Origin of the sequence: Kurthia sp. YJT4, assembly GCF_030219945.1 — a bacterium.
GTDB classification, from domain to species: Bacteria; Bacillota; Bacilli; order Bacillales_A; family Planococcaceae; genus Kurthia; species Kurthia gibsonii.
In genome coordinates this window covers 1751610-1774449 of the sequence record NZ_CP126689.1, presented here as the reverse complement: position 1 = coordinate 1774449, position 22840 = coordinate 1751610, and the positions used below count along the sequence as shown (strand labels likewise).

The 22840-nt window shown below is 36.5% G+C and carries 25 protein-coding genes; 21 read left to right on the top strand and 4 right to left on the bottom strand.

Features of this window, described 5'->3' with window-relative positions; all coding sequences use genetic code 11:
• Positions 1–6: 6 nt before the first annotated feature.
• Positions 7–1278 carry an AAA family ATPase gene (locus tag QN089_RS08695; protein WP_068452945.1) on the bottom strand — a complete coding sequence of 424 codons (1272 nt, stop codon included), beginning with the start codon at positions 1276–1278 and terminating at the stop codon, positions 7–9.
• Positions 1279–1379: 101 nt separating this feature from the next.
• The gene (locus tag QN089_RS08690; protein ID WP_068452948.1) at positions 1380–1766 is read right to left on the bottom strand and encodes a rhodanese-like domain-containing protein; all 387 of its coding nucleotides are present in this window, start codon (positions 1764–1766) and stop codon (positions 1380–1382) included.
• Positions 1767–1915: 149 nt separating this feature from the next.
• Here QN089_RS08690 and QN089_RS08685 point away from each other — a divergent pair, with 149 nt between their 5' ends.
• Positions 1916–2749: a lipoate--protein ligase family protein gene (locus QN089_RS08685; protein ID WP_285215105.1), complete on the top strand. Its 834-nt coding sequence runs from the start codon at positions 1916–1918 to the stop codon at positions 2747–2749.
• A 133-nt stretch (positions 2750–2882) separates the two neighbouring features.
• Positions 2883–3224 carry a hypothetical protein gene (locus tag QN089_RS08680; protein WP_068452952.1) on the top strand — a complete coding sequence of 114 codons (342 nt, stop codon included), beginning with the start codon at positions 2883–2885 and terminating at the stop codon, positions 3222–3224.
• A gap of 87 nt (positions 3225–3311) precedes the next feature.
• Here QN089_RS08680 and QN089_RS08675 read toward each other — a convergent pair whose 3' ends face one another.
• On the bottom strand, positions 3312–3503 hold the full coding sequence (locus QN089_RS08675) for a hypothetical protein (RefSeq protein WP_087680248.1): 192 nt from the start codon (positions 3501–3503) through the stop codon (positions 3312–3314).
• Between the two features lie 19 nt (positions 3504–3522).
• Positions 3523–4422, bottom strand: a complete 900-nt coding sequence (locus tag QN089_RS08670) for a DUF1385 domain-containing protein (protein WP_087680458.1) — start codon at positions 4420–4422, stop codon at positions 3523–3525.
• Between the two features lie 217 nt (positions 4423–4639).
• Here QN089_RS08670 and aroQ point away from each other — a divergent pair, with 217 nt between their 5' ends.
• The 19 genes from aroQ to QN089_RS08575 all read left to right on the top strand — a co-directional run bounded on the left by aroQ (position 4640) and on the right by QN089_RS08575 (position 22663).
• Positions 4640–5083: a type II 3-dehydroquinate dehydratase gene (gene aroQ, locus QN089_RS08665; protein ID WP_285215104.1), complete on the top strand. Its 444-nt coding sequence runs from the start codon at positions 4640–4642 to the stop codon at positions 5081–5083.
• On the top strand, positions 5084–6145 hold the full coding sequence (locus tag QN089_RS08660; RefSeq protein ID WP_068452958.1) for a M24 family metallopeptidase: 1062 nt from the start codon (positions 5084–5086) through the stop codon (positions 6143–6145).
• A gap of 24 nt (positions 6146–6169) precedes the next feature.
• Positions 6170–6727, top strand: coding sequence for an elongation factor P (gene efp / locus QN089_RS08655; RefSeq protein ID WP_068452963.1), 558 nt, complete (start codon positions 6170–6172; stop codon positions 6725–6727).
• Between the two features lie 337 nt (positions 6728–7064).
• On the top strand, positions 7065–7568 hold the full coding sequence (gene accB / locus QN089_RS08650; protein WP_285215103.1) for an acetyl-CoA carboxylase biotin carboxyl carrier protein: 504 nt from the start codon (positions 7065–7067) through the stop codon (positions 7566–7568).
• 14 nt (positions 7569–7582) lie between these two features.
• Positions 7583–8935, top strand: a complete 1353-nt coding sequence (accC, locus tag QN089_RS08645) for an acetyl-CoA carboxylase biotin carboxylase subunit (RefSeq protein WP_087680246.1) — start codon at positions 7583–7585, stop codon at positions 8933–8935.
• 21 nt (positions 8936–8956) lie between these two features.
• Complete coding sequence (locus tag QN089_RS08640) at positions 8957–9364, top strand: Asp23/Gls24 family envelope stress response protein (protein WP_087680245.1); 408 nt, start codon at positions 8957–8959, stop codon at positions 9362–9364.
• A gap of 258 nt (positions 9365–9622) precedes the next feature.
• Positions 9623–9997, top strand: coding sequence for a transcription antitermination factor NusB (gene nusB, locus QN089_RS08635; protein ID WP_068452972.1), 375 nt, complete (start codon positions 9623–9625; stop codon positions 9995–9997).
• Positions 9998–10079: 82 nt separating this feature from the next.
• Positions 10080–10931 (top strand): bifunctional methylenetetrahydrofolate dehydrogenase/methenyltetrahydrofolate cyclohydrolase FolD, encoded by an 852-nt coding sequence (gene folD, locus QN089_RS08630; RefSeq protein ID WP_285215102.1) that lies wholly within the window; start codon positions 10080–10082, stop codon positions 10929–10931.
• Positions 10932–11065: 134 nt separating this feature from the next.
• On the top strand, positions 11066–12415 hold the full coding sequence (gene xseA / locus QN089_RS08625; RefSeq protein ID WP_285215101.1) for an exodeoxyribonuclease VII large subunit: 1350 nt from the start codon (positions 11066–11068) through the stop codon (positions 12413–12415).
• Positions 12412–12645, top strand: a complete 234-nt coding sequence (locus QN089_RS08620; RefSeq protein ID WP_068452980.1) for an exodeoxyribonuclease VII small subunit — start codon at positions 12412–12414, stop codon at positions 12643–12645. The genes xseA and QN089_RS08620 overlap by 4 nt, the downstream gene beginning before the upstream one ends.
• 3 nt (positions 12646–12648) lie before the next feature.
• Positions 12649–13533, top strand: coding sequence for a polyprenyl synthetase family protein (locus QN089_RS08615; protein ID WP_068452982.1), 885 nt, complete (start codon positions 12649–12651; stop codon positions 13531–13533).
• 98 nt (positions 13534–13631) lie between these two features.
• Complete coding sequence (dxs, locus tag QN089_RS08610) at positions 13632–15536, top strand: 1-deoxy-D-xylulose-5-phosphate synthase (protein ID WP_285215100.1); 1905 nt, start codon at positions 13632–13634, stop codon at positions 15534–15536.
• On the top strand, positions 15536–16357 hold the full coding sequence (locus tag QN089_RS08605; RefSeq protein ID WP_068452984.1) for a TlyA family RNA methyltransferase: 822 nt from the start codon (positions 15536–15538) through the stop codon (positions 16355–16357). Before dxs ends, QN089_RS08605 begins: the two co-directional genes overlap by 1 nt.
• A 183-nt stretch (positions 16358–16540) precedes the next feature.
• Positions 16541–16990, top strand: coding sequence for a transcriptional regulator AhrC/ArgR (gene ahrC, locus QN089_RS08600; RefSeq protein WP_068452987.1), 450 nt, complete (start codon positions 16541–16543; stop codon positions 16988–16990).
• A 38-nt stretch (positions 16991–17028) separates the two neighbouring features.
• Entirely contained in the window at positions 17029–18723 is a 1695-nt protein-coding gene (gene recN, locus QN089_RS08595) for a DNA repair protein RecN (RefSeq protein ID WP_285215099.1), read from the top strand.
• A gap of 237 nt (positions 18724–18960) precedes the next feature.
• Positions 18961–19755, top strand: coding sequence for a sporulation transcription factor Spo0A (gene spo0A / locus QN089_RS08590; RefSeq protein ID WP_087680241.1), 795 nt, complete (start codon positions 18961–18963; stop codon positions 19753–19755).
• Positions 19756–19839: 84 nt separating this feature from the next.
• Positions 19840–20058, top strand: a complete 219-nt coding sequence (locus tag QN089_RS08585) for a hypothetical protein (RefSeq protein ID WP_087680240.1) — start codon at positions 19840–19842, stop codon at positions 20056–20058.
• Between the two features lie 315 nt (positions 20059–20373).
• On the top strand, positions 20374–21942 hold the full coding sequence (locus QN089_RS08580) for a flagellar assembly protein A (protein ID WP_068452998.1): 1569 nt from the start codon (positions 20374–20376) through the stop codon (positions 21940–21942).
• Positions 21935–22663 (top strand): glycerophosphodiester phosphodiesterase, encoded by a 729-nt coding sequence (locus QN089_RS08575; RefSeq protein ID WP_285215098.1) that lies wholly within the window; start codon positions 21935–21937, stop codon positions 22661–22663. The genes QN089_RS08580 and QN089_RS08575 overlap by 8 nt, the downstream gene beginning before the upstream one ends.
• Positions 22664–22840 lie beyond the last annotated feature (177 nt).

Genomic DNA, 22840 nt, shown 5'->3' with positions numbered 1-22840 from the left:
TATAGATTAAAACCCGATTGTATGTTCGTCTTCTTCCCATTCATTTCGTTCCGTATTTTTACGTTGTTTTTGAAGGTCTGTAATGACTTCTTCGTAGTTCAACTCTTGGTCATAGTGCCAGTTAAGTGCTACAGAAATATAGAATTCATTCAATTGAGACATCGATAATTTTTTCGATAATTTTGCAGCATGTTCAAGTTGCTCCTCTGTGAAGATGTGCTGTTGATCAAGTTTTTGTAAATAATGCAGGCGCATCTCTTTATTTGGGTTTTTAATTTCGTAAGCTCGGTCAAAACGTCCAGCACGATTGATGAGAGCTGGATCAATGCGTTCAGGATAATTTGTTGTCCCAATGACGAATACACCATGACGCGACTGTGCTCCATCTAGTGCATTTAAAAAGACAGAGCGTGCATATTCAGGCATTGATTCAATATCTTCAATGACAAGAATTGCAGGAGACAGTGAGCTAACTAAACGGAAAACTTCTTGAATCGATTCACTGTCTGTATGCTCCGTAATCTGCCAATAAACAACAGGTGCATCGACAGAACCAGTAATTGACTTTACAAGTGTTGTTTTCCCATTACCTGGTGAACCATATAATAAAATACCACGCTTATATGGAATGTTGTAGTGCTTATAAAACTGTCCGTCATCTTTAAAGAATTCATCAATTGAACGGAAAATATTACGCTTTAATTGCTCATCTAAAAATACATCTTCGCGTGAAATATCACCATATTCGCCTAAATTACTACGGCGTAAACCATCGTCTGTATCGACTAAATATGATACTTGAGACATAAGCACATTACGCAATTGTTTATTCACGCCATCAATGAACTTCTTCATATGTTCAGAAGACGGAGCGAAGTAACAGATTTCTTCTTCTCGCCATGAGTCCTCACAAAATAGTGTTGCTGGTGCAATGGCTACTTCATAATTAGGATAATAAATGAGTTTATTATCAAATGTAATAAATTCATGCAGTGCATCATCTTGTTGTAACCACGATAATGGTTCTAAATTATAGGTTGGTTCTGCTTCATATAAATAGGTAAGAACTTCGAATTTTAGTAAGTCTTTATGCATTAATTCGATAATATGTTGATCGAACTGAGAATTATTTAAAACTAATTTTAATGGTCGCCATGTTGTTTCAATGCGCTCATTTAAAATATGTGTAATACGTTTAAAGAACGAAGCATATTCTGCATAGTTCGGTAACTCTTTTGAAACATCTTCAGTAAATGGATATAAATAAGAATAAATCACAAACTCCTCCTAATAAAAGAAATACATCAATATTTTAACATAAAAGTTAAAAGTAAATCAAAAAAGAGACTTTGACAATTTTGCCAAAATCTCTTTATACATTATTTACGTGAATATTTTACTTTACCAGACCATTTTTTGAAGCCGCCTTCAAGTTGATAAAGGTTTTTGTATCCTTTACCTTTTAAGAAAAGTGCTGCACGTGCACTACGACCTGCATTGTCACAGTACAAGTAAATTGGAATGTCTTGACGCAATTCTTTGTAGCGTGTACGAAGTTGTGTAGATGGTAGATTACGCGCACCTAAAATATGACCATCTTCAAATTCTTTTTTCTCACGCACATCAATTAGTTGCGCTTTGCGGTATCCCGCCTTGAAATCTTCTTCAGATAGTGTTGTTACAGCTCTTTTTGAACGGAAACCATTAATCAAAATGAACGCAACAAGCACGACTAAAATAATGATAATACTGTATAACCAGCTCACGAGTAAATTCCCCTTTCTTTCTACAATACTATTATAAGAGAATGAATCAAATTCGTCTATGATGTTCCGTGGTAAAAGAGGAATTGTATAGTAATTACCTTAATTGTTTGATAAAATGAGTAGGCTAAGATTGGAAGGGAGAGATATAAGTGACAAAACAATGGTATTTCATCAATTCAGGACCATGTGATCCTGCATATAATATGGCTTTAGACGAGGCGTTATTACATTGGCATGCTGAAGAAAAGTTACCGCCGATGATTCGTTTTTATGAATGGAACCCAGCGACATTATCTGTTGGATATTTCCAAAAAGCAAAGAGAGATATTGACTTCGAACAATTAGAGAAGTTGAATTTAGGATTTGTTCGTCGACCAACAGGGGGGCGTGCCGTTTTACATGAACATGAGCTTACATATAGTATCATCGTATCTGAAAACTATCCAAATATGCCAAAGACGGTAACGGAAGCATATCGTGTACTGAGTGAAGGCTTACTAAAGGGCTTCCAAAATCTCGGTTTAGATGCTTATTTCTCAATACCTGAAACCAATGAGCAAAAAGAAGCGCTCGCAAAACCGAAAAGTGCCGTATGTTTTGATGCACCGAGTTGGTATGAGTTAGTCGTAGAAGGAAAAAAAGTAGCAGGTAGCGCGCAAACACGTCAAGAAGGTGTTATTTTACAACATGGTGCCATTTTAATCGATTTAGATGCAGAAAAATTACTATCTGTTTTTAAATTTAAAAGTGATGAAGCGCGTGAACGTATGCGTCATAAATTACCTGAAAAAGCCGTAAGTATTAATAGTTTAGCCAATCGAACTGTAACAGTTCAAGAGTGTATCGAAGCATTCTATAATGGATTCCAAGAAGCGCTTGATATTGAGTTAGTACCATACGAATTAACAGCCGAACAGCAGCAATTTGTAGAACAATTAGCCGAAACAAAATACCGTTCAACTGAATGGAACGATAAATATTAATATAGAAGGAGAAAATCGTGCTGTATAGCGCGATTTTTTTCTATAAATCACACGCTTTTTTTACAGCAATTATTCTTCTCATGAAATAGATTATGGTATGATAAAAAACGTAGAAATAAAGGAGTGAATAAAGTTGAATTTGAACAAGTTGGCAGCTTATTTCTTGCCTGCCTTTGCGATGTTTTCAATTAGTGCCTTAACGATGTTTGGTGCATTCGGTACAGATAAAGAAAACCTAGCGATTTTTAGTTTATCATTGATTATTGTGTATCCGATTACATTTATTATACAAGGTGTATCTTGTGCGATTCATCACTATTCAGTGATTCCAGCAATCGGGATTTCATTGATTGCATTCATTATTATTTTCTTCGTTGTCATTGGTGGAAATAATACGATTTATGGTGTGTATTACTTTGCTTTATTCGGTGCAGGGTATGGGATTACATATATGCTACGTCGCATGAAAAAATAGAGCTAACTACAAAGGTCGTAACATGGCGTGTTTGATACACGTACGTTACGACCTTTTTTGTTGATTCGTCTAAGGTGTTTAATTGATTTAGCGTGATTGCTTTTGTTCTTCAAGTAATCTTTTATAGACTTTATATGTTTGGAGTGCGGTCACTAACATGAACAGAAGTAGAATAGGTACTAGCACGTATAAAATGATTTTTCCACTTACGACATCCATCATATAAAGCACAAGAGCAATAACGCAGAAAAAGAGCATATTAAAGCCGAGTTTCCTCATAATAAACACCTCATTTTAATTAATTCGAATCTTGATTCATTGTTTGGATGATTTCAGGATTTTGCTCTACTTCTTTTAATTTTTTAAATGAAGCAATTGCTACTTCTACTTGATCATCTTGTGGTTCTTTTGTTGTTAAAAGTTGTAACCATAAACCTGGATATCCTAAAAAGCGTAGTATAGGAATATCACGGCAAGCATTTGTCGCTTGTAATACTTCAAAAGAGATACCAAGTACGACAGGTATTAATAAAATGCGGTCTACTAATCGTAACCAAAGTGGATCCGTTGGTACAAAGAAATAAAGAACCATCGCGACAAATACAGTAAACAGCATAAAACTTGAGCCACAGCGATAATGTAAGCGAGATTGCTTTTGTACATTTTCAACGGTTAGTTCTAGGCCGTTTTCATAACAATTAATGACCTTATGTTCAGAGCCATGATATTGGAAAACCCGCTTAATAATCGGTGTTAGTGATACGAGATAAATATAGGATACAAGTAGAATGAGTTTAAAGCCACTCTCTACTAGAATTTGTGCTGTGTCACTAGGAAAAATACTTTTTAAACTATTTGCTAGAAAAATTGGAATAAGTGTGAAAATAAATTTTCCGAATAAGAAAGAAAGAATACCAATCGCTGCTACACCGAGCCAAAGCTGTAACTTCGACATGTTCTTTTCTTTTTCTTCTTTTGACAATTCTTCCCCTGGTGTCACATCATATCGATCGCTCGCAAACTGTAAATGTTTCGATCCGTTTGCAGCTGATTCAATCAGTGCAACAATGCCTCTAACAAAAGGGATTTTCTTCATTTTTTGATACGTTGGATTTTTTACGCGCTTAGCGTAATAGTAATCAATCGAACCATCGTTACGACGAATTGCAGAAACCGTATGTTGTCCACCACCCATCATGACACCTTCAACGAGCGCTTGACCACCATATACAGTTGTATTTTTTTCTTGATTCAATTTCACACCGCTCTCTATGTATAAGATTAAAACTTCTTCAATTGTACTAAAAAATGATGATAAACTCTAGAAAAATCCTTTACATCGTTGAAAAACCTACGACTTACGAAATATATGATAGAATGAATACAATCAATTAGGAAAAAAGGGGAGATTTTTCATGCATTACCTATGTTTAAATGGTCCAAATCTAAATCGTCTTGGTAAACGTGAACCAGCAATTTACGGATATGAGACACTTGCGGATCTTGAGTTAAGTTTATCAGAAGTAGCAGTAGCTAAAGGAGCGACAATTGAATTAAAGCAATCGAATCATGAAGGTGAGTTAATTGATTGGATTTATGAAGCAGAGGACGGCGAAGTAGACGGTATTATTTTTAATCCAGGTGCTTATACACATACAAGTGTTGCGCTTCGTGACGCCATTGCAGGTGTAGAAGTACCTGTGATTGAAGTGCATATTTCAAATATTCATCAGAGAGAATCGTTTCGTCATCACTCCTATTTAGCGCCTGTTTGTGTAGGGCAAATTAGTGGTCTAGGCTTATACGGATATGAAGCGGCACTACGCATGTTCTTATCGAAACAAAAGGGGCAAAAATAAATGAATCGTTTAGAAAAGTTGCGCGCATTAATCGCTTCACAAAAAGTAGATGGCTTTTTAATTACGAATCCATATAATGTACGCTATATGACAGGCTTTACAGGTTCGACAGGTATTGCGCTCGTAACAAAGAGTGAGGCGCTGTTTATTACGGATTTTCGGTACATTGAGCAAGCAGAAAGAGAAGTCACCGATTTTCATGCTGTCCAACATAAAGCAACTTTAGTAGAAGAAATAGCATCATATGTACGTAATTTAAACATTCAAACACTTGGTTTTGAAAAAGAACATATTACGTATGCACAGTTTTTATTATACGAGAAATTTATTACGAAGAATTTAGTAGGTCTTGCAGATGTAATCGAAAAAATCCGCTTGATTAAGACGCCTGAAGAAATTAGAATAATAAAAGTCGCTTGTGACATTGTAGATGCAGCATTTGAGCATATTCTACCGCAAATTCGTCCGGGCGTAACTGAGCTTGAAATCGCGAATGAATTGGAGTTCTTTATGCGTAAATCAGGAGCAACCTCTTCTTCATTCGATACGATTGTTGCATCAGGTGTTCGCTCGGCATTGCCACATGGCGTAGCAACTGATAAAATAATTGAGAAGGGCGACTTTGTCACTTTAGACTATGGTGCGTTATATAATGGGTATGTGTCGGATACAACACGTACAGTAGCAGTCGGCCAGCCATCGCAACAATTAAAAGAGATTTACGAAATTGTTTTAGAAGCCCAGTTGGTGGGTGTCAAAACCTTTAAGCCGGGAATGACGGGTGTGGAAGCAGATGCGGTTGTACGCGATGTGATTCGTTCGCATGGCTATGGAGAAGCATTTGGTCACTCTACAGGTCATGGAATAGGTTTAGAGGTACATGAAGGACCAGGTTTATCTCATCGCTCCAATCATCGATTAGAGGCTGGGATGACTGTAACTTGTGAACCAGGAATCTATTTACCAGGTATTGGCGGCGTACGCATTGAAGATGATTTGCTGATTACAGCAGATGGGAATGACGTATTGACGCATGCGCCTAAAGAGTTAATTATTTTATAAATTAGTATTTGGAGGAAAAGAAACATGATTTCAGTAAACGATTTTAAAACAGGATTAACAATCCAAGTAGACGGTAACCTTTACCGCGTAATCGAGTTCCAACACGTAAAACCAGGTAAGGGTGCTGCATTCGTGCGTTCAAAATTACGTAACTTACGTAATGGTAACGTAACTGAAAAAACATTCCGTGCAGGTGAAAAAGTAGAAAAAGCACAAATCGATAACCGTAAAATGCAATATTTATATGCATCTGGTGATCAACACGCATTCATGGATATGGAAACATATGAACAAATCGAACTACCAGAATCTCAATTAGAGTATGAATTAAAGTACATCCTTGAAAACATGGAAGTACAAATTGTATCATTCGAAGGCGAAGTATTAGGTGTATCTTTACCGAACACTGTTGTACTTGAAGTAACTGCTACTGAACCAGGAATCAAAGGTGATACAGCAACAGGCGGTTCAAAACCAGCAACAATGCAAACAGGTCTTGTTGTAAACGTACCATTCTTTGTAAACGAAGGCGATAAATTAATTATCAATACAGAAGATGGTTCATACGTTTCACGTGCATAATCATAAGGATTAACCTCTCTTTTCGAGAGAGGTTTTTCTTTTAAAATAATTTAGTACCTACTAATAACATGAGTCGTAATTACTAAGTGCTTGAACTGTGCTAGTACAGAAGATGTTCGGTCTAAATGTCTAAATAGTGTAATCGTTTACAGCATTTCATTTATGGTTAACGCTTCAAACTTTTACTTAATTCGTAAAAAAAAGATTGTATTTCAAACGGAATTTATCTACTATAAATATAGAAATTGCTATTTTTCAATAAAATGTTTCAAAAGTTTGAAAAAAGCGATAAAATAATATGTGTATTATAATACACACAAGTAAGGGGAGTTAAAGTATGTTAAAAATTCAAGAAATTCGTGAGATTATTAAATTGGTGGATTCATCTTCAGTGGATGAATTTGTATTCGAGCAAGATGACACAAAATTAAAACTTAAAAAGCACAACGGTCAAACAGTTGTAGCGCAAGCTCCTGTAGCAGTTCAAGCTGCACCAGTAGTAGAAGCACCAAAAGCAGCAGCTCCTGCACCAGCAGTAGAAGCACCAAAAGCTCCAGAAGCACCAAAAGCTGAGAAAAAAGAAGTTGTGGCAGATACAAATCTACATAAAATCACTTCTCCAATGGTTGGTACATTCTACTCTGCTCCAAACCCAGAATCACCTGCGTTCGTAAAAGTAGGCGATCAAGTGGGCGAAGAGTCAATCGTTTGTATCGTTGAAGCAATGAAATTATTCAACGAAATCGAAGCAGAAGTAACTGGTGAAATCGTTGAGATTCTTGTTGAGAATGGTGAATTAGTGGAATACGGCCAACCTCTATTCCTAGTTAAAGAAGCGTAAGGGGGGTCCTACTAATGAAAAAAGTACTAATTGCAAACCGTGGTGAGATTGCAGTACGTATCATTCGTGCTTGTAAAGAATTAGATATTCAATCTGTGGCTGTTTACTCAGAAGCAGATGCTGAAGCATTACATGTTCAATTAGCAGACGAAGCATATTGTATCGGACCGAAGTTTTCTGCAGATAGTTACTTAAAAATTGACCGTATTTTAGCGGTAGCAGAAAAAACAGGTTGTGATGGAATTCACCCTGGATATGGTTTCTTAGCTGAAAATGCTGCCTTCGCAGAAGCTTGTGAAGATGCAGGTATTACATTTATTGGGCCAACTTCAGATGCGATTAAAGTAATGGGTATTAAAGATGTAGCGCGTGATACAATGGAAGCAGCAGGGGTGCCACTTGTTCCAGGTACAGGAATTGTTCCTGATATCGAAACAGGTAAAGAATGGGCTGCTAAAATTGGATACCCTGTTATTATTAAAGCTACTGCCGGTGGTGGCGGTAAAGGGATTCGTGTTGCACGTACGGAAGAAGATCTTGTAAAAGGAATCGAGATTACACAAAATGAAGCAGCAGCTGCATTTGGTAATCCAGGTGTATACCTTGAGAAGTTCATTGAATACTTCCGTCACTGTGAAATTCAAGTATTAGCTGATAACTACGGTAACGTAATCCATTTAGGTGAGCGTGATTGTACAGTACAACGTCGTATGCAAAAACTAGTTGAAGAAGCGCCATCTCCAGCACTTTCGGAAGAACGTCGTGCGGAAATGGGTGCAGCAGCAGTTAAAGCAGCGCAAGCATGTTCATATCGTGGTGCGGGTACTTGTGAATTTATTTATGACTACCGTGAAGATAAATTCTACTTCATGGAGATGAATACACGTATCCAAGTAGAACATCCTGTAACAGAAGCAATTACAGGAATCGACCTAGTTGCGCAACAGTTAAAAGTTGCATCTGGTGAAGAATTAGCTTATAAACAAGAAGACGTGAAATTAAATGGATGGGCAATTGAATGTCGTATTAACGCAGAGAACCCTTACAAAAACTTCATGCCTTCAGCAGGTAAAGTAGACACGTATGTAGCGCCAGGTGGTATTGGTGTTCGTATTGATTCTGCTATGTACCCAGGCTATTCAATTCCACCATATTACGATTCAATGGTTGCAAAATTGATTGTTCATGCAGATACGCGTGAAGAAGCGATTGCAAAAATGAAGCGTGCATTAGGTGAGTTTGTTGTTGAGGGTCCTGGTATCCATACGACAATTCCTTTCCATGAAAAATTAATGAGTAATGAAGTTTTCAAATCAGGTAAATTCAATACGAAATTCCTAGAAGAAAACGACGTTATTAATTCTTAATAAATGAGAGGGGCAAATTCAATGACAGAACAAAACATTCAATCTTTACAACAACCGACACCGCAAGGAAAAGAGGCGCTTGGAAAGATTGAAGTAGCACCTGAAGTAATTGAAGTGATTGCAGGAATTGCGACGAATGAAGTGGAAGGCGTTTCGGGAACGAGAGGTTCTTTTGCATCGGGCGTTGTAGAAAAATTCGGCAAAAAAGTTCATGGCAAAGGGATCAAAACAGAATGGACAGAAGACGGTTTAATCGTCGATGTATATTGTTTTGTGCAATATGGTGCATCCGTTGCGCATGTTGCCAGAGAAGTACAGCGTCAAATTCGTGAATCGATTGAAAACATGACGGAGCTTCAAACAAAAGAAGTGAATGTTCATGTTACGGGGATTCAGTTTGATCAGGCTACAAATTCAAAAGTTGAATAAAGCCCTGTAAATAAGCGTTTTGAGGTTGTTTCCTCAAAACGCTTTATTTTTTCGTTTGACATAAAAGCGAACGTTTTATATACTGTATATTGTAAACGTTCTCTTATATTTTTGTTCGCACGAAAAAGACAGATTTTTTAAAACTTGTCGTAAAGCGTATGATGACAAGGGAAAGTGTGATAAAATAAACTTCATATGAAAATAATTGTTATAGCTAACAAGTGAAATAAGACAGCTATTTAAAAGGAGTTATTAAGAATGAAGCGACGTGAAGCGCGTGAAAAAGCGTTACAAACACTTTTTCAACTAGAGAATACTGAATTAACTGTAGAGGATGCAATTGAGCATACACTTGCAGAAGAAAAATCATCGGCATTCTTTGAAGAATTAGTATACGGTACACAGAATCACTTAGAAGAAATTGATGCATCATTAGAAAGTAAATTAGAAAATTGGTCATTAAGCCGCTTAGCGAAAATTGAACGAACAATTTTACGTCTAGCAGCTTTTGAATTAATGTATATGCCAGAAACACCGAACAATGTTGTCATCAATGAAGCAGTTGAGATTTCAAAAGTCTTTGGTGATGAGAAGTCAGGTAAATTCGTAAACGGCGTATTATCAAAATACTAGATCGTTAATAGGACAGACGGAAGGGATTTTCTCTTCCTAACACCCTGTTGACGCATCAAAGCTGAATTCGGGAGTGTAGAAAATGTCAAGTCAACTAATTAACGGAAAAGAAATCAGTAACATAATTCGTACAGGTATTCAAAAAGAAGTACAAGATTTAATTGCAAAAGGAATTACACCAGGATTAGCAGTGATTCTAGTAGGTGAGGATCCTGCGTCACATACATATGTAGCAAATAAAGAAAAGGCTTGTAAAGAATTAGGAATTTATTCCAAGCTTATTAAATTACCAGAAGATACAACAGAAGAAGATTTACTAGCGCAAATCAAACAATTAAATGAAGCATCTGAGATTGATGGTATTCTAGTCCAGCTACCATTACCAAAACAAATCAATGAACAAAAAGTAATTGAAACCATTTCTCCATTAAAAGATGTAGATGGTTTCCACCCAAATAGTGTTGGGAAAATGCTTCTAGGACAAGAAACATTTTTACCATGTACACCACATGGTATTATGAAGTTACTCGAACATTCAAATATTGAAGTTGCTGGTAAACATGCAGTAGTTATTGGGCGTAGTCATATTGTTGGCGTACCAATGGGGCAACTACTATTACAACATGATGCAACAGTGACATATTGTCACTCGAAAACAAAAAATCTTCAAGAAATGACAAATCAAGCAGATATTTTAGTTGTAGCAATCGGACGTGCGAAAATGATTACAGCCGATTACATTAAAGAAGGTGCAGTGGTTATTGATGTCGGTATGAATCGCGATGAAAATAATCACCTATGCGGAGATGTTGATTTTGATTCAGTTGTTGAAAAAACATCTGCAATTACCCCTGTTCCAGGCGGCGTTGGTCCAATGACAATCACAATGTTGATGTATAACACAGTTCAATCAGCAAAAACAAAGCTAGCATAAGACAAATGACGCTGATTAAGGTAAAATAGAATAGACAGAAAGCTGTTTTTCTGCGGAAAAACAGTTTTTTTTATGGGCGAATCATAACGTCAAAAAATGTGTAGAGGAAACACATCCTTAGAGGAGATGAATTAATGGTCATTCATTATTTATCTGTGCAAGCATTGACCAAATATATTAAGCGGAAATTTGAAGCAGATCCTCATTTACGTGAAGTATATGTAAAAGGTGAACTGTCCAATGTGAAACTACATAATTCAGGGCATATTTATTTCACGTTAAAAGATGAACACGCACAAATTCAAAGTGTCATGTATAAGATGCAGGCGAAACAACTTGCTTTCAAACCTGAAAACGGTATGAATGTGCTGATTCGTGGAGATGTGAATGTCTATGAAGTAGCAGGGCGCTATCAAATGTACGCGAAAGAGATGCAACCAGACGGTGTTGGGAGTCTACATGTAGCATATGAACAATTAAAAAAAGAGTTGGCAGCACGTGGTTATTTTAAACCAGAATTTAAACAGCCGATTCCTAAATTCCCTAAAAGAATAGGGGTTATTACAGCGAAGACGGGTGCAGCAATTCGAGATATTTTGTCCACACTAAAAAGACACTATCCAATTGCTGAGGTAGTGGTTATTCCAACTGCTGTTCAGGGAAAAGTAGCTGCGAATGATATTGCACAAGCTATCGCTTTAGCGAATCAGCAAGGGAATATCGACACACTCATTGTTGGACGAGGTGGCGGTTCGATTGAAGATTTATGGGCATTTAATGAGGAAGTGGTCGCACAAGCTATTTTTGAAAGTCGTATTCCTATTATTAGTGCAGTTGGGCATGAAACGGATACAACGATTGCCGATTATGTAGCGGATTTACGTGCGCCGACACCAACAGGCGCAGCAAAGATGGCAGTACCAGATCGTTTCGAATTACTACAGCATGTTGAATCACTCCGTACACGTCTTATTCAACAGACACAAGCACAATTAAAGCATGAACGTGCTCGTTTGACACGTGTGCAGTCCGCATACCCTATGCTATATCCTGAGCGCTTATATCGTCCTTTTGTTGAACAATTGGCGCAATTAGATGATCGTATGCAGCGTACAGCCGTGCAAGCAATGGAGCAGCAACGTTATAAGTGGCAACATCTTGAACAAAAACTTCAAATTTATAATCCTTTAAAAGAGATTGTATATGAAAAGAAGCGTATTGAGTCGATGCAACAAATATTAACGAGAGCAATCGCTCAAAAATTACAGCAAGAACGACAACATTTTACGGCAGCTGTTCATACACTTGAGATGTTAAATCCTTTATCCATTATGACACGCGGATATGCAATTGCTTATGATGATCAAAAAGTTGTAAAATCGGTAGATTCATTAGAGGAAGGACAAAAAATAGACCTTCAATTTACAGACGGTCGTGTTCAAACGATTGTGCAGTCCATTCAAAAAGAGGAGGAGTCCACATGACAAAAAAACAACAATCATTCGCTGAATCGATTGAACAATTAGAAGAAATTGTTCGCTCACTTGAAAAAGGCGATGTTCCATTAGAAGATGCCATCTCTTTATACCAAGAAGGGATGAAATTGTCACAAAGCTGTCATACACAACTTGAAAAAGCAGAACAGCAATTGGTGAAAATGATGGATCAAAACGGAAATGAAACGGAGTTAAATTTACAGAAAGAGGCGGAATAAATAATGACAAGTACACTAAAAACATTTATGGAAGAACAATTACCAATCATTGAATCGCATATGTACGAATTTGTAGAAGATTTAACAGCACCCACTTCATTAAAAGAAGCGATGTTATATTCTTTAAAAGCTGGTGGGAAGCGTGTAAGACCACTTTTTGTGATTGCAGTAATGGAGTATTTAAATAATCCAACAAAAGCAGGGTATACAGTAGGGGCAGCGGTAGAAATGATTCATACATACTCGCTAATCCATGATGATTTACCAAGTATGGATAATGATGACTTCAGACGTGGTAAACCGACGAATCACAAAGTATTTGGTGAAGCAGCAGCGATTTTAGCAGGTGATGCACTGAATACACTACCATTTGGCATTTTAGCGCGCTTAGAAAATGTGTCAGCTGAACAAAAAGTAGAATTAATTCGCCTTCTAAGTGAGACGGCTGGAGCAGAGGGGATGGTTGGCGGACAAGTACTCGATATCGAAGGTGAAAAACGCCAACTTACTTTAGATGAATTAGTACGTGTTCATGAAAATAAAACAGGCGCCATTTTACGTTTTAGTATTGAAGCAGGTGCGATTTTAGCAGGTGCAACACAAGAACAACGCAACTTATTTGTCGAATATGCGTACCATATTGGACTCGCATTCCAAATTAAAGATGATATTTTAGATATCGAGGGCACAACAGAAGAATTAGGAAAAACAGCTGGGAAAGATGTAGCGAGTGAAAAAAGTACGTATCCGGCACTCTTAACATTAGACGGAGCTAAAGAAAAATTAGCAGAACATGCGACAAAAGCACATGCATGTTTAGAGAAAATACCATCGAATAGTAAATATTTAGCAGATTTAACGGACTATATTATAAATCGTAACAAGTAATCAGTTTAAATACTTTCTGTTCGACTTAATGACTGTTATAATAGTGAAAAAAGTCGTGTGAGTAAAATCAATGATAAAAGTAAAGGTGTGTGATGGTGGTGGATTTAAACACAATATCTAGTCCATCCTTTCTGAAAAATTTGAATAAAAAACAATTGCAAGATTTAGCAGTTGATATTCGCAAATTTTTAGTTGAAAAGTGTTCTGTAACAGGTGGACATATTGGACCAAATCTAGGTGTAGTTGAATTAACAATTGCACTACATCGAGTATTTAATAGCCCGCAAGATAAGTTCTTATTTGATGTTGGGCATCAAGCATATGTGCACAAAATTTTAACAGGTCGTGCGGATCAATTCGATACGTTACGTCAATATAAAGGTTTATGTGGTTTCCCAAAACGCAATGAGAGTGAGCATGATGTATGGGAGACTGGTCATAGTTCAACTTCTCTATCAGCGGCGATGGGCATGGCAGCTGCACGTGATGTTCAAGGAAAACATAATCATGTCGTTCCGATTATTGGAGATGGTGCATTAACAGGTGGAATGGCACTTGAAGCACTGAATCATATCGGACATGAAAAAACAAATATGACCGTTATTTTAAATGATAATGAAATGTCAATTGCACCGAATGTAGGCGCTTTACACAATATGTTGTCTCGTATGCGTACAGCGACACCTTATAATCGTGCAAAAGATGATTTTGAAGGTTTATTAAAGCGTATTCCAGCAGTGGGTGGACGTTTAGCTTCAACAGCAGAGCGTGTAAAAGATGGTTTGAAATATTTAGTTGTACCAGGCATGTTCTTTGAAGAATTAGGTTTTACTTACTTAGGACCAATTGACGGTCACGATTTTGAAGCACTTGAGTCAACATTATTAAATGCGAAACGTACTGAAGGTCCTGTAATCGTTCATGTGATTACGAAAAAAGGTAAGGGCTATTCACCAGCGGAAAATGATAAAATTGGAGATTGGCATGGTACGGGTCCTTATAAAATGGAAACAGGAGATTTTGTTAAATCGTCTGTTACAGCACCAGGTTGGTCAAAACTAATTGCAGATACTGTAACACGTATTGCGCGCGAAGATGATCGTGTTGTAACAATTACACCTGCGATGCCAGTTGGTTCGAAATTAGAAGGATTTGCTAAGGAATTCCCGAAACGCTTCTTTGATGTTGGTATTGCAGAGCAACATGCAACAACGATGGCAGCAGGGATGGCAGCAGAAGGTTCAAAACCGTTCTTATCAATTTACTCGACATTTTTACAACGTGCATACGATCAAATGTTACATGATATTTGTCGTCAAAACTTAAATGTATTCGTTGGAATTGACCGTTCAGGCTTAGTAGGAGCAGATGGCGAAACACATCAAGGTGTATTCGACATTAATTTCCTTCGCTCAATGCCAAACATAGTCATTATGATGCCGAAAGATGAAAATGAAGGCCAACATATGGTGCAAACAGCTTTAGCATATGATGAGGGGCCAATTTGCTTACGCTATCCACGTGGTAATGGTTTAGGCGTTCCAATGGATGAAGAATTAAAAACATTACCAATCGGTAGCTGGGAAGTATTAAAAGTAGGAACGGATGCAACGATTCTAACATTTGGTACGACGATTCCGATGGCAGAAGAAGCAGCAGAAAAATTAGCCGAACAAGGTATTTCAGTTGAAATTGTCAATGCTCGCTTCATTAAACCAATGGACGAGGAAATGCTACATCGCATTTATCAAACAGGTCGCCCTATTTTAACAATTGAGGAATCGATGCTACAAGGTGGATTTGGTAGTGCTGTATTAGAGTTTGCGAATGATCATGGCTATGACACAAATCAAACAGAACGTATGGGTATTCCAGATGAATTCATCGAACATGGAAGCGTTGATTTATTAATGCGCGACATTCATTTAACAGCAGAAGAAGCTGAAAAACGCATTACAAAGCTCGTACATCAAAAAAGAGAACAAGAAGGTCTAAAATCATAATGGCAGACAAAGTACAAAAAGAGCGCGTAGATATTTTACTCGTTCAACGCGGTATGTGTGAAACACGTGAAAAAGCAAAACGTTTAATTATGGCGGGACAAGTTTTCTCTAAAGAAGTTCGCGTCGATAAAGCAGGAGAGAAAATACCAGCAGACCAAGATTTAACAATTAAAGGTCAACAACTGAAATATGTCAGTCGTGGTGGTCTAAAGTTAGAAAAAGCACTTGAGATTTTCGACTTTACGGTGGAAGGAAAACTGATGCTAGATATCGGTTCTTCAACAGGTGGTTTTACAGATTGTGCGTTACAGAACGGCGCGCGTCATTGTTACGCTTTAGATGTTGGTTCAAATCAACTCGCTTGGAAGATTCGTTCAGATGAACGCGTTACGGTAATGGAGAAAACCAATTTCCGTTACGTAACTGCACCTGATTTAGTCGAGGGTTTACCAGAAGTGGCAACAATCGATGTATCATTCATTTCACTCGAACTAATTTTACCTGTATTAAAAACATTATTGATGCCTGGTGGCGATGTGATGGCTCTTGTTAAACCACAATTCGAAGCAGGTAAAGAAAATGTCGGTAAAAAAGGTGTCGTACGCGATGCGAAAATTCATTTAGAAGTACTTGAAAAAGTAGCGGATTTCGCAGAGGAATTAGGGTTTGTTTTAAAAGATGCTTCTTATTCACCAATTACAGGTGGAGAAGGAAATATCGAATTCTTATTCCATCTTTACAATCCGCATACTACTGAAGAATTAGAACGTTCGTGTGATTTACAAGCAGTTGTAAAAGAAGCACATGCACAATTAAAATAAAGTAGCTAAAAATCGAAAAACACTTTCAGAGAATCAGAAGGTTCTTTGAAGGTGTTTTTCCATGAATAAATGCCTAAATAAAGGAAGAAGAAAATCGATAAAAGATTCGTTTTTTCTTGTTATTTCATTGAATAGATGATAACTTTAGGTTGACAGGCATAAATATGCATAGAGGTGAATGATATGAATAAAAGTCAAAGACATATTCGTATTCGTGATATGATTGCGAATCGAGAAATTGAGACACAAGATGAATTAGTCGACTTATTAAAAGAAGCAGGCTATAACGTGACACAAGCAACAATCTCACGTGACATTAAAGAATTACATCTAATCAAAGTACCATTACAAGATGGACGTTATAAATATAGCTTACCAGCAGATCAACGTTTTAATCCTGTACAAAAACTACATCGTGCGCTAGCAGATGCTTTTGTATCGATTGATGGGGCAAGTCATTTCCTCGTTATGAAGACATTACCAGGCAACGCACATGCGATTGGTTCATTATTAGATCACTTAGATTGGACAGAGATTTTAGGAACAATCTGTGGAGATGATACCATCATGATTTTATGTCGTGAAGAATCAATGCGTGAAGTAGTGAAAAATCGTTTACTAGAAATGTTATAAGAACTGCTAGAGAGAAGTATTGAGGGGTGTGACACATCGTGTTAAAAGAATTATCCATAAAGAATTTTGCCATTATTGATGCATTAACCGTCGAATTTCAAGAAGGATTAACTGTATTAACAGGCGAAACAGGTGCGGGTAAGTCAATCATCATTGATGCGGTACAACTTTTAGCAGGAGGTAGAGGTTCTCAAGAGTTTATTCGCCATGGTGCTAAAAAGGCAGAACTTGAGGGCCTTTTTACGTTGCCTGAAGAACCGCATCCTGCTTATGATAAGTGTAAAGAGTTAGGAATCGAAGTCGATGAAGGTGTGATTATTTTGCGTCGTGACCTGAATGATACTGGAAAAAGTGTTTGTCGTGTTAACGGTAAAATGATGCCACTGAATATGTTACGTGAAGTGGGCTCGACATTGATTGATATTCATGGGCAGCATGAATCACAAGAATTAATGGACGATAAACAGCATATCTATTTACTCGATCAGTTTGCGGGCGAAGCGATTACAGAAGATAAAGAACAATATACATCGCTCTATGAACAATATCGTACATTGAAAAGTGAATTAGCAGCACTATCACTTGGTGAACAGCAAATCGCTCAAAAAATTGATTTATACTCATTCCAAATTAAAGAGATTGATGCATGTAAGTTTAAAGAGAATGAAGAAAATGAATTGATGGAAGAACGTCGTCGTTTAAATAACTTCCATAAAATCTTTGAAGGTAGTTCTCACGCACATGAAGCGATTCTTGGTGAATCTAAAGGGCTTGATTGGATTGGTCAAGCGATGTCTGATTTAGAAGATGTTGCGAATGTAGATGAACAGTTCAAAGAACAATCTATGGCCGTATCAGACGCGTTCTATGTTTTGCAGGAAGCTGCTTTTTCATTAAAGAATATTTTAGATGAGATGGAGTTTGACCCAGAAAGATTAAATGAAGTAGAGCAACGCCTCGCACTCATTCAAAATATGAAGCGAAAATATGGTCATAGTTTAGCGGATATTTTAGCGTATCGCGATCAAATTGGTAAAGAATTAGAGACGCTTGAAAATAGCGACGAGAATATTCAAAAGAATGAAAAACGCTTAAAAGACTTAGAAAAGCAACTAGCTGAACAAGCAGAAAAGCTAACAGTTATCCGTAAAGAATATGGTGTTCAATTAGCTGAGAAGATTATGACGCAATTACAAGAGTTGTACATGGAACGTGCAACACTGATTGTACAAATTACACCGTCACATACATTTGATGCGATGGGTAGCGATGAAGTTGTCTTCTATATTTCAACGAATGTAGGGGAGCCACCAAAGCCACTGACGAAAATTGCGTCTGGTGGTGAGCTATCGCGTATTATGATTGCTCTTAAAACCATCTTTTCATCTACAATGGGAATTACGTCCATCATTTTTGATGAGGTTGATACAGGCGTAAGTGGCCGTGTAGCGCAAGCTATTGCGGATAAAATTTCACTAATCTCTGTGAATTCACAAGTGCTTTGTATTTCGCATTTACCACAAGTAGCGGCGATGGCTGACCATCATTATTATATTCAAAAGCAAGAAGAAGATAATCGTACGTTCACATCGTTATGTGAATTAGTAGAAGATGATCGAATTGACGAGATTAGTCGCATGATGTCAGGTGAAGTCGTGACGGAAAAAACATTCCAACATGCAAAAGAACTGGTTGAAATTGCAGAAGAACATAAACAACGCCGTATCATATAACTACTATTAAGACATTGTAAACAAGTACGAATGAATTGTTTATAATGTCTTTTTTATCTGAAAAATAAACAAAAGTTTCATTCAACACGCAAAAAAAGTGTTATAATACATATAAATTACATGAAAATAAAACAATTGTTTTATAAGAAAATGGGTAATGACATTTTGTTTTGAAATGAATTTTGATACAATAAATGCATTGTGAAATGTTGAGTGAAAACCTAAGGAGGAAAAAAGATGACGCAGATTAAGGTAGCCATTGCAGATGACAACCGCGAACTTGTAGCCACATTAGAAAAATACTTGCAAAAAAATGAAGGAATACAAGTAATTCATACTGCTTCAAATGGTAAACAGTGCTTAAAAATGCTGGAGGAAGAAATCCCTGATGTGCTAATTTTAGATATTATTATGCCTCACTTAGATGGTTTAGCTGTTTTAGAAGAGATACATAAAAATGAGCAATGGAAAACGATTGAAGTGATTATGTTAACAGCTTTTGGACAAGAAGATGTTATGAAACAAGCGAGTGACTTTGGTGCGGCTTACTTTATGTTAAAACCTTTTGAGATGGATCGTTTAGAGTCGAAGATTATTCAATGTGCAGAACGTGCAAAAATGAAACAAACAAAAGCACGGGAAATTATTGAAATTGATTTACCTGAGACATCAGATAAGCATACATTAGATGCACGTATTACATCTATCATTAAGGAAATAGGTGTACCAGCTCATGTAAAAGGATATGGCTATATTCGTGAAGCTATTCAATTAGTCTATAATAATCCAGATTTATTAAGTTCAATTACAAAAGCGTTGTATCCAGCTATTGCAGAAATATTTGAAACGAAACCAACACGTGTAGAGCGTGCCATCCGAAATAGTATTGAGATTGCGTGGGGACGTGGAAATCATGACGCCGTATCCAAGCTATTCGGTTACACATCACACCATATGAAACAAAAACCAACGAATTCAGAGTTCATCGCCATGGTCGCAGAAAAGTTACGCGAAGAATTAGTAGAAGTATAAGTCATCTTATGAAAAAGCAGCAGCTCGTTCAATTAGAACTGTTTGCTTTTTTTTTGTGAATATAAGTAAGGAAAGAGGAGAGATATGTTTTATATTAGTTCGCTAGTAGGTTTAATGGTACTTTTGTATAGTATATGGAAGCATCATTCTTTAGGGATATATCTTGGCTTTGTTATAGTACTTACAACACTTTTTCTATGGGTTTGGGGTGCAAATGTTTTTTTATTAGCTATACCTGTTCTTTCAATGATTAGTAAAGAGGCTATAGAGAAAATACAAGATAAGAAAAACACAACACACTGAATATAGGTCTAAAAGCATATTTTTTTCAGGGATAGTAATGAAAAATGTATTAGTTTTTTGCGAGGTGGGTATGATAAAGATAGTTAGGTTTTTCTATGTTATTATATACGGAAAATACTTACAGACTACATTTGGATAATAACAACCAATAAGAATAGTAAAAAAATAGGACTATTTAGTCAAATGAAACTAAATTTGAAAAAAATAAAAAAACAGATAAGCATATGGAAACATTCTAGTGTAAAGGTCTTTAGAAGTTAGATAAATGCACGATATTAAGCATACGGACTTTTACACAAGGAGAGGGTGAACAATATGGAACTTTATAAAGATCAGCATATGGAAATCATCTCAAGAGACAATAAAGTTTTTGTGAAAAAACATCGAGAAGATTATACAATGAAGGATTTCGAGACTTTATTAAAAGAATTTCCAAGAATTAAACTGACAAACTTTATGGAATTAAAAAACCTCTTCAATCAACAGAATGGTGATTTTGTAGAAATAGGTGTTTTATTACCTGAAATGGATATTCAAATCTCAAAAGATGCAATGACTGCTAATATTTTATTTTACGAGGATCCGAAAAAAATTAGTAACTCTGAAGATGAATTGAATCTTAAAATTAAAGAAATTGCTGCATCTATTGGGATTGAGTACGGTCTGAAACGAATCTTATGGGAAGAACTTGAGAAGAAAAAACATGTGATTGCGGAAGGGAAAGAGCCTGAAGATGGTGTGGATGCAAAAATCACGTATTTTCAAAACCCAACGCGCAGACCAAAAATTGGTTTAGATGGTCGAGCAGATTTTTCCGATATGAACTTTATTTTTGAAATTGAAAAAGACGCTTGGCTAGGTGAGAAAATACCGGCATCTGAAGGAATACCGGGTATGAATGTATTGGGAAAAGAGATTCCCGCAAAAGCAGGGAAAGACCTTATTTTAAAATATAATCCAGAATCTGTTTATGAAAGTGAAGAAAACGGAAAGATTATTATCCGTTCTAAAACAGCAGGTGTATTAGATGATTCAAATGGTTTAATTAGCATTTTGCAACATCTCGAAATTAAAACAGATATTGGGGTAGAAACAGGTAATATTGAGTTTGATGGTTCTATCGCAATTAAGGGAACCGTTTTACCAGGCTATTCGGTAAAAGCAACAGGTGATATTTCGATTGAAGCAAAAGAGGGCGTATCTGGTGCTGACTCGATTGAATCAACAGGTGGCGATATTTATATTCGTGGTGGTGTATTTGGTCATTCAAAAACGATCATTCGAGCAGGTGGAAGTGTCTTTTTAAAACATGCGAATGAAGCAACGATTTATGCTGAAAATGAAATTTGTATCGAAATGTATGCAATCGGTTCGAATTTATCAGGGAGAATTGTACGTTTAGACGGTGTGAATGGGAAAATTATCGGCGGTGTGACAGAAGCAACATCGTATATCCATACAGCAATCGCTGGAAATCAACACGAAAGACGTACAGAGTTAATTATTCATACCATTGACCAGAAAGAAAAAATGGGTGAAGTACGCTATAAAGCAGGGAAAATAAAAGAAATTGAACAAGAGATGGGTGTGCTTGAAAGTCGTGTCATTCAATTACAACCATTAACGAAACAGATGAACGCACAACAACTAGAAGTATTTGAAGATACAAAATATAAATATGAATTAAAAAAATCAGTTGTAATCCAGTTGAATTATGAAATTCAAACCATTTTAAAACAATTAAGTGAGATTGAAAAAGAATGTGTGGAAGTAACAAAAATGGCATTTGAAGGAACGATTATTAAGATTGGTAAACGGTCATCTATGTTAAAAACACGTACAAATGGTGTATTTAAAATGGAGAATGGAGAGTTGAATGTATAGATTGCCTATTTATGCACATCGTGGCTGGACAAAACATGAACCAGAAAACACATTAGAAGCGATGAAGGAGGCCATGATACAAACCGCAGCAGATGGAATTGAGTTTGATTTGCAGCTGACGAAAGATCGCATTGCAATTGTTACACATGATCTTAATTTAAAACGAATGTTAGGTATCTCTAAATGCGTAAATGATTGTACACTCAACGAAATAAGAAGTCAGAAGATTAAGGGAAGTCGTCATTGTATTAATACATTTTCAGAATTATTAGCATGGGCTATCCCGAATAAAGTACCAATGAATATTGAACTCAAAGAATCGTTTATTGGACGAACTGCTGATCTTGAGATTGTTGTAAAAAAGACGCAACATTTACCAAATGTACATTACTCCTCTTTTCATTTAGAAGTGTTACAACAAGTAAAGGTAATGAAACCAGCAGCAGAAGTAGCGTTTATTCCGAAGCGCAAATTTGATTGGACGCGCTTAAATGATTTACCTTGGATTGATGCATTACATGTGAATAAGCATTTTTTCTATAAAGAAAAATATTGGAATATGGCACAGGATTTAAATAAAGTTTTACGTTTTTATAGTATTACAGGAAAAGAAAAGTGGCTTCAAAAACCACAGCATCCAAGTATTGTTGGATGGATTACAGATGAACCGAATCGAGTCGCAGATGCACAAAGATATGTTGATTCATATGTAGAAGAATGAATCAACTATTTTTGTGTAGAGATAACTAAATCGAATATACATAGAATAAATGAGAAACGGTATGTTTACAGAGTTTCTCATTTTTTGTTTATATAAAGCTTTAGATTAGGATGAATAAAGAATTTTCCTTATAATGTAAAGTGACAGAAAAACTTCTTTTTCAACAAAATATGTCAC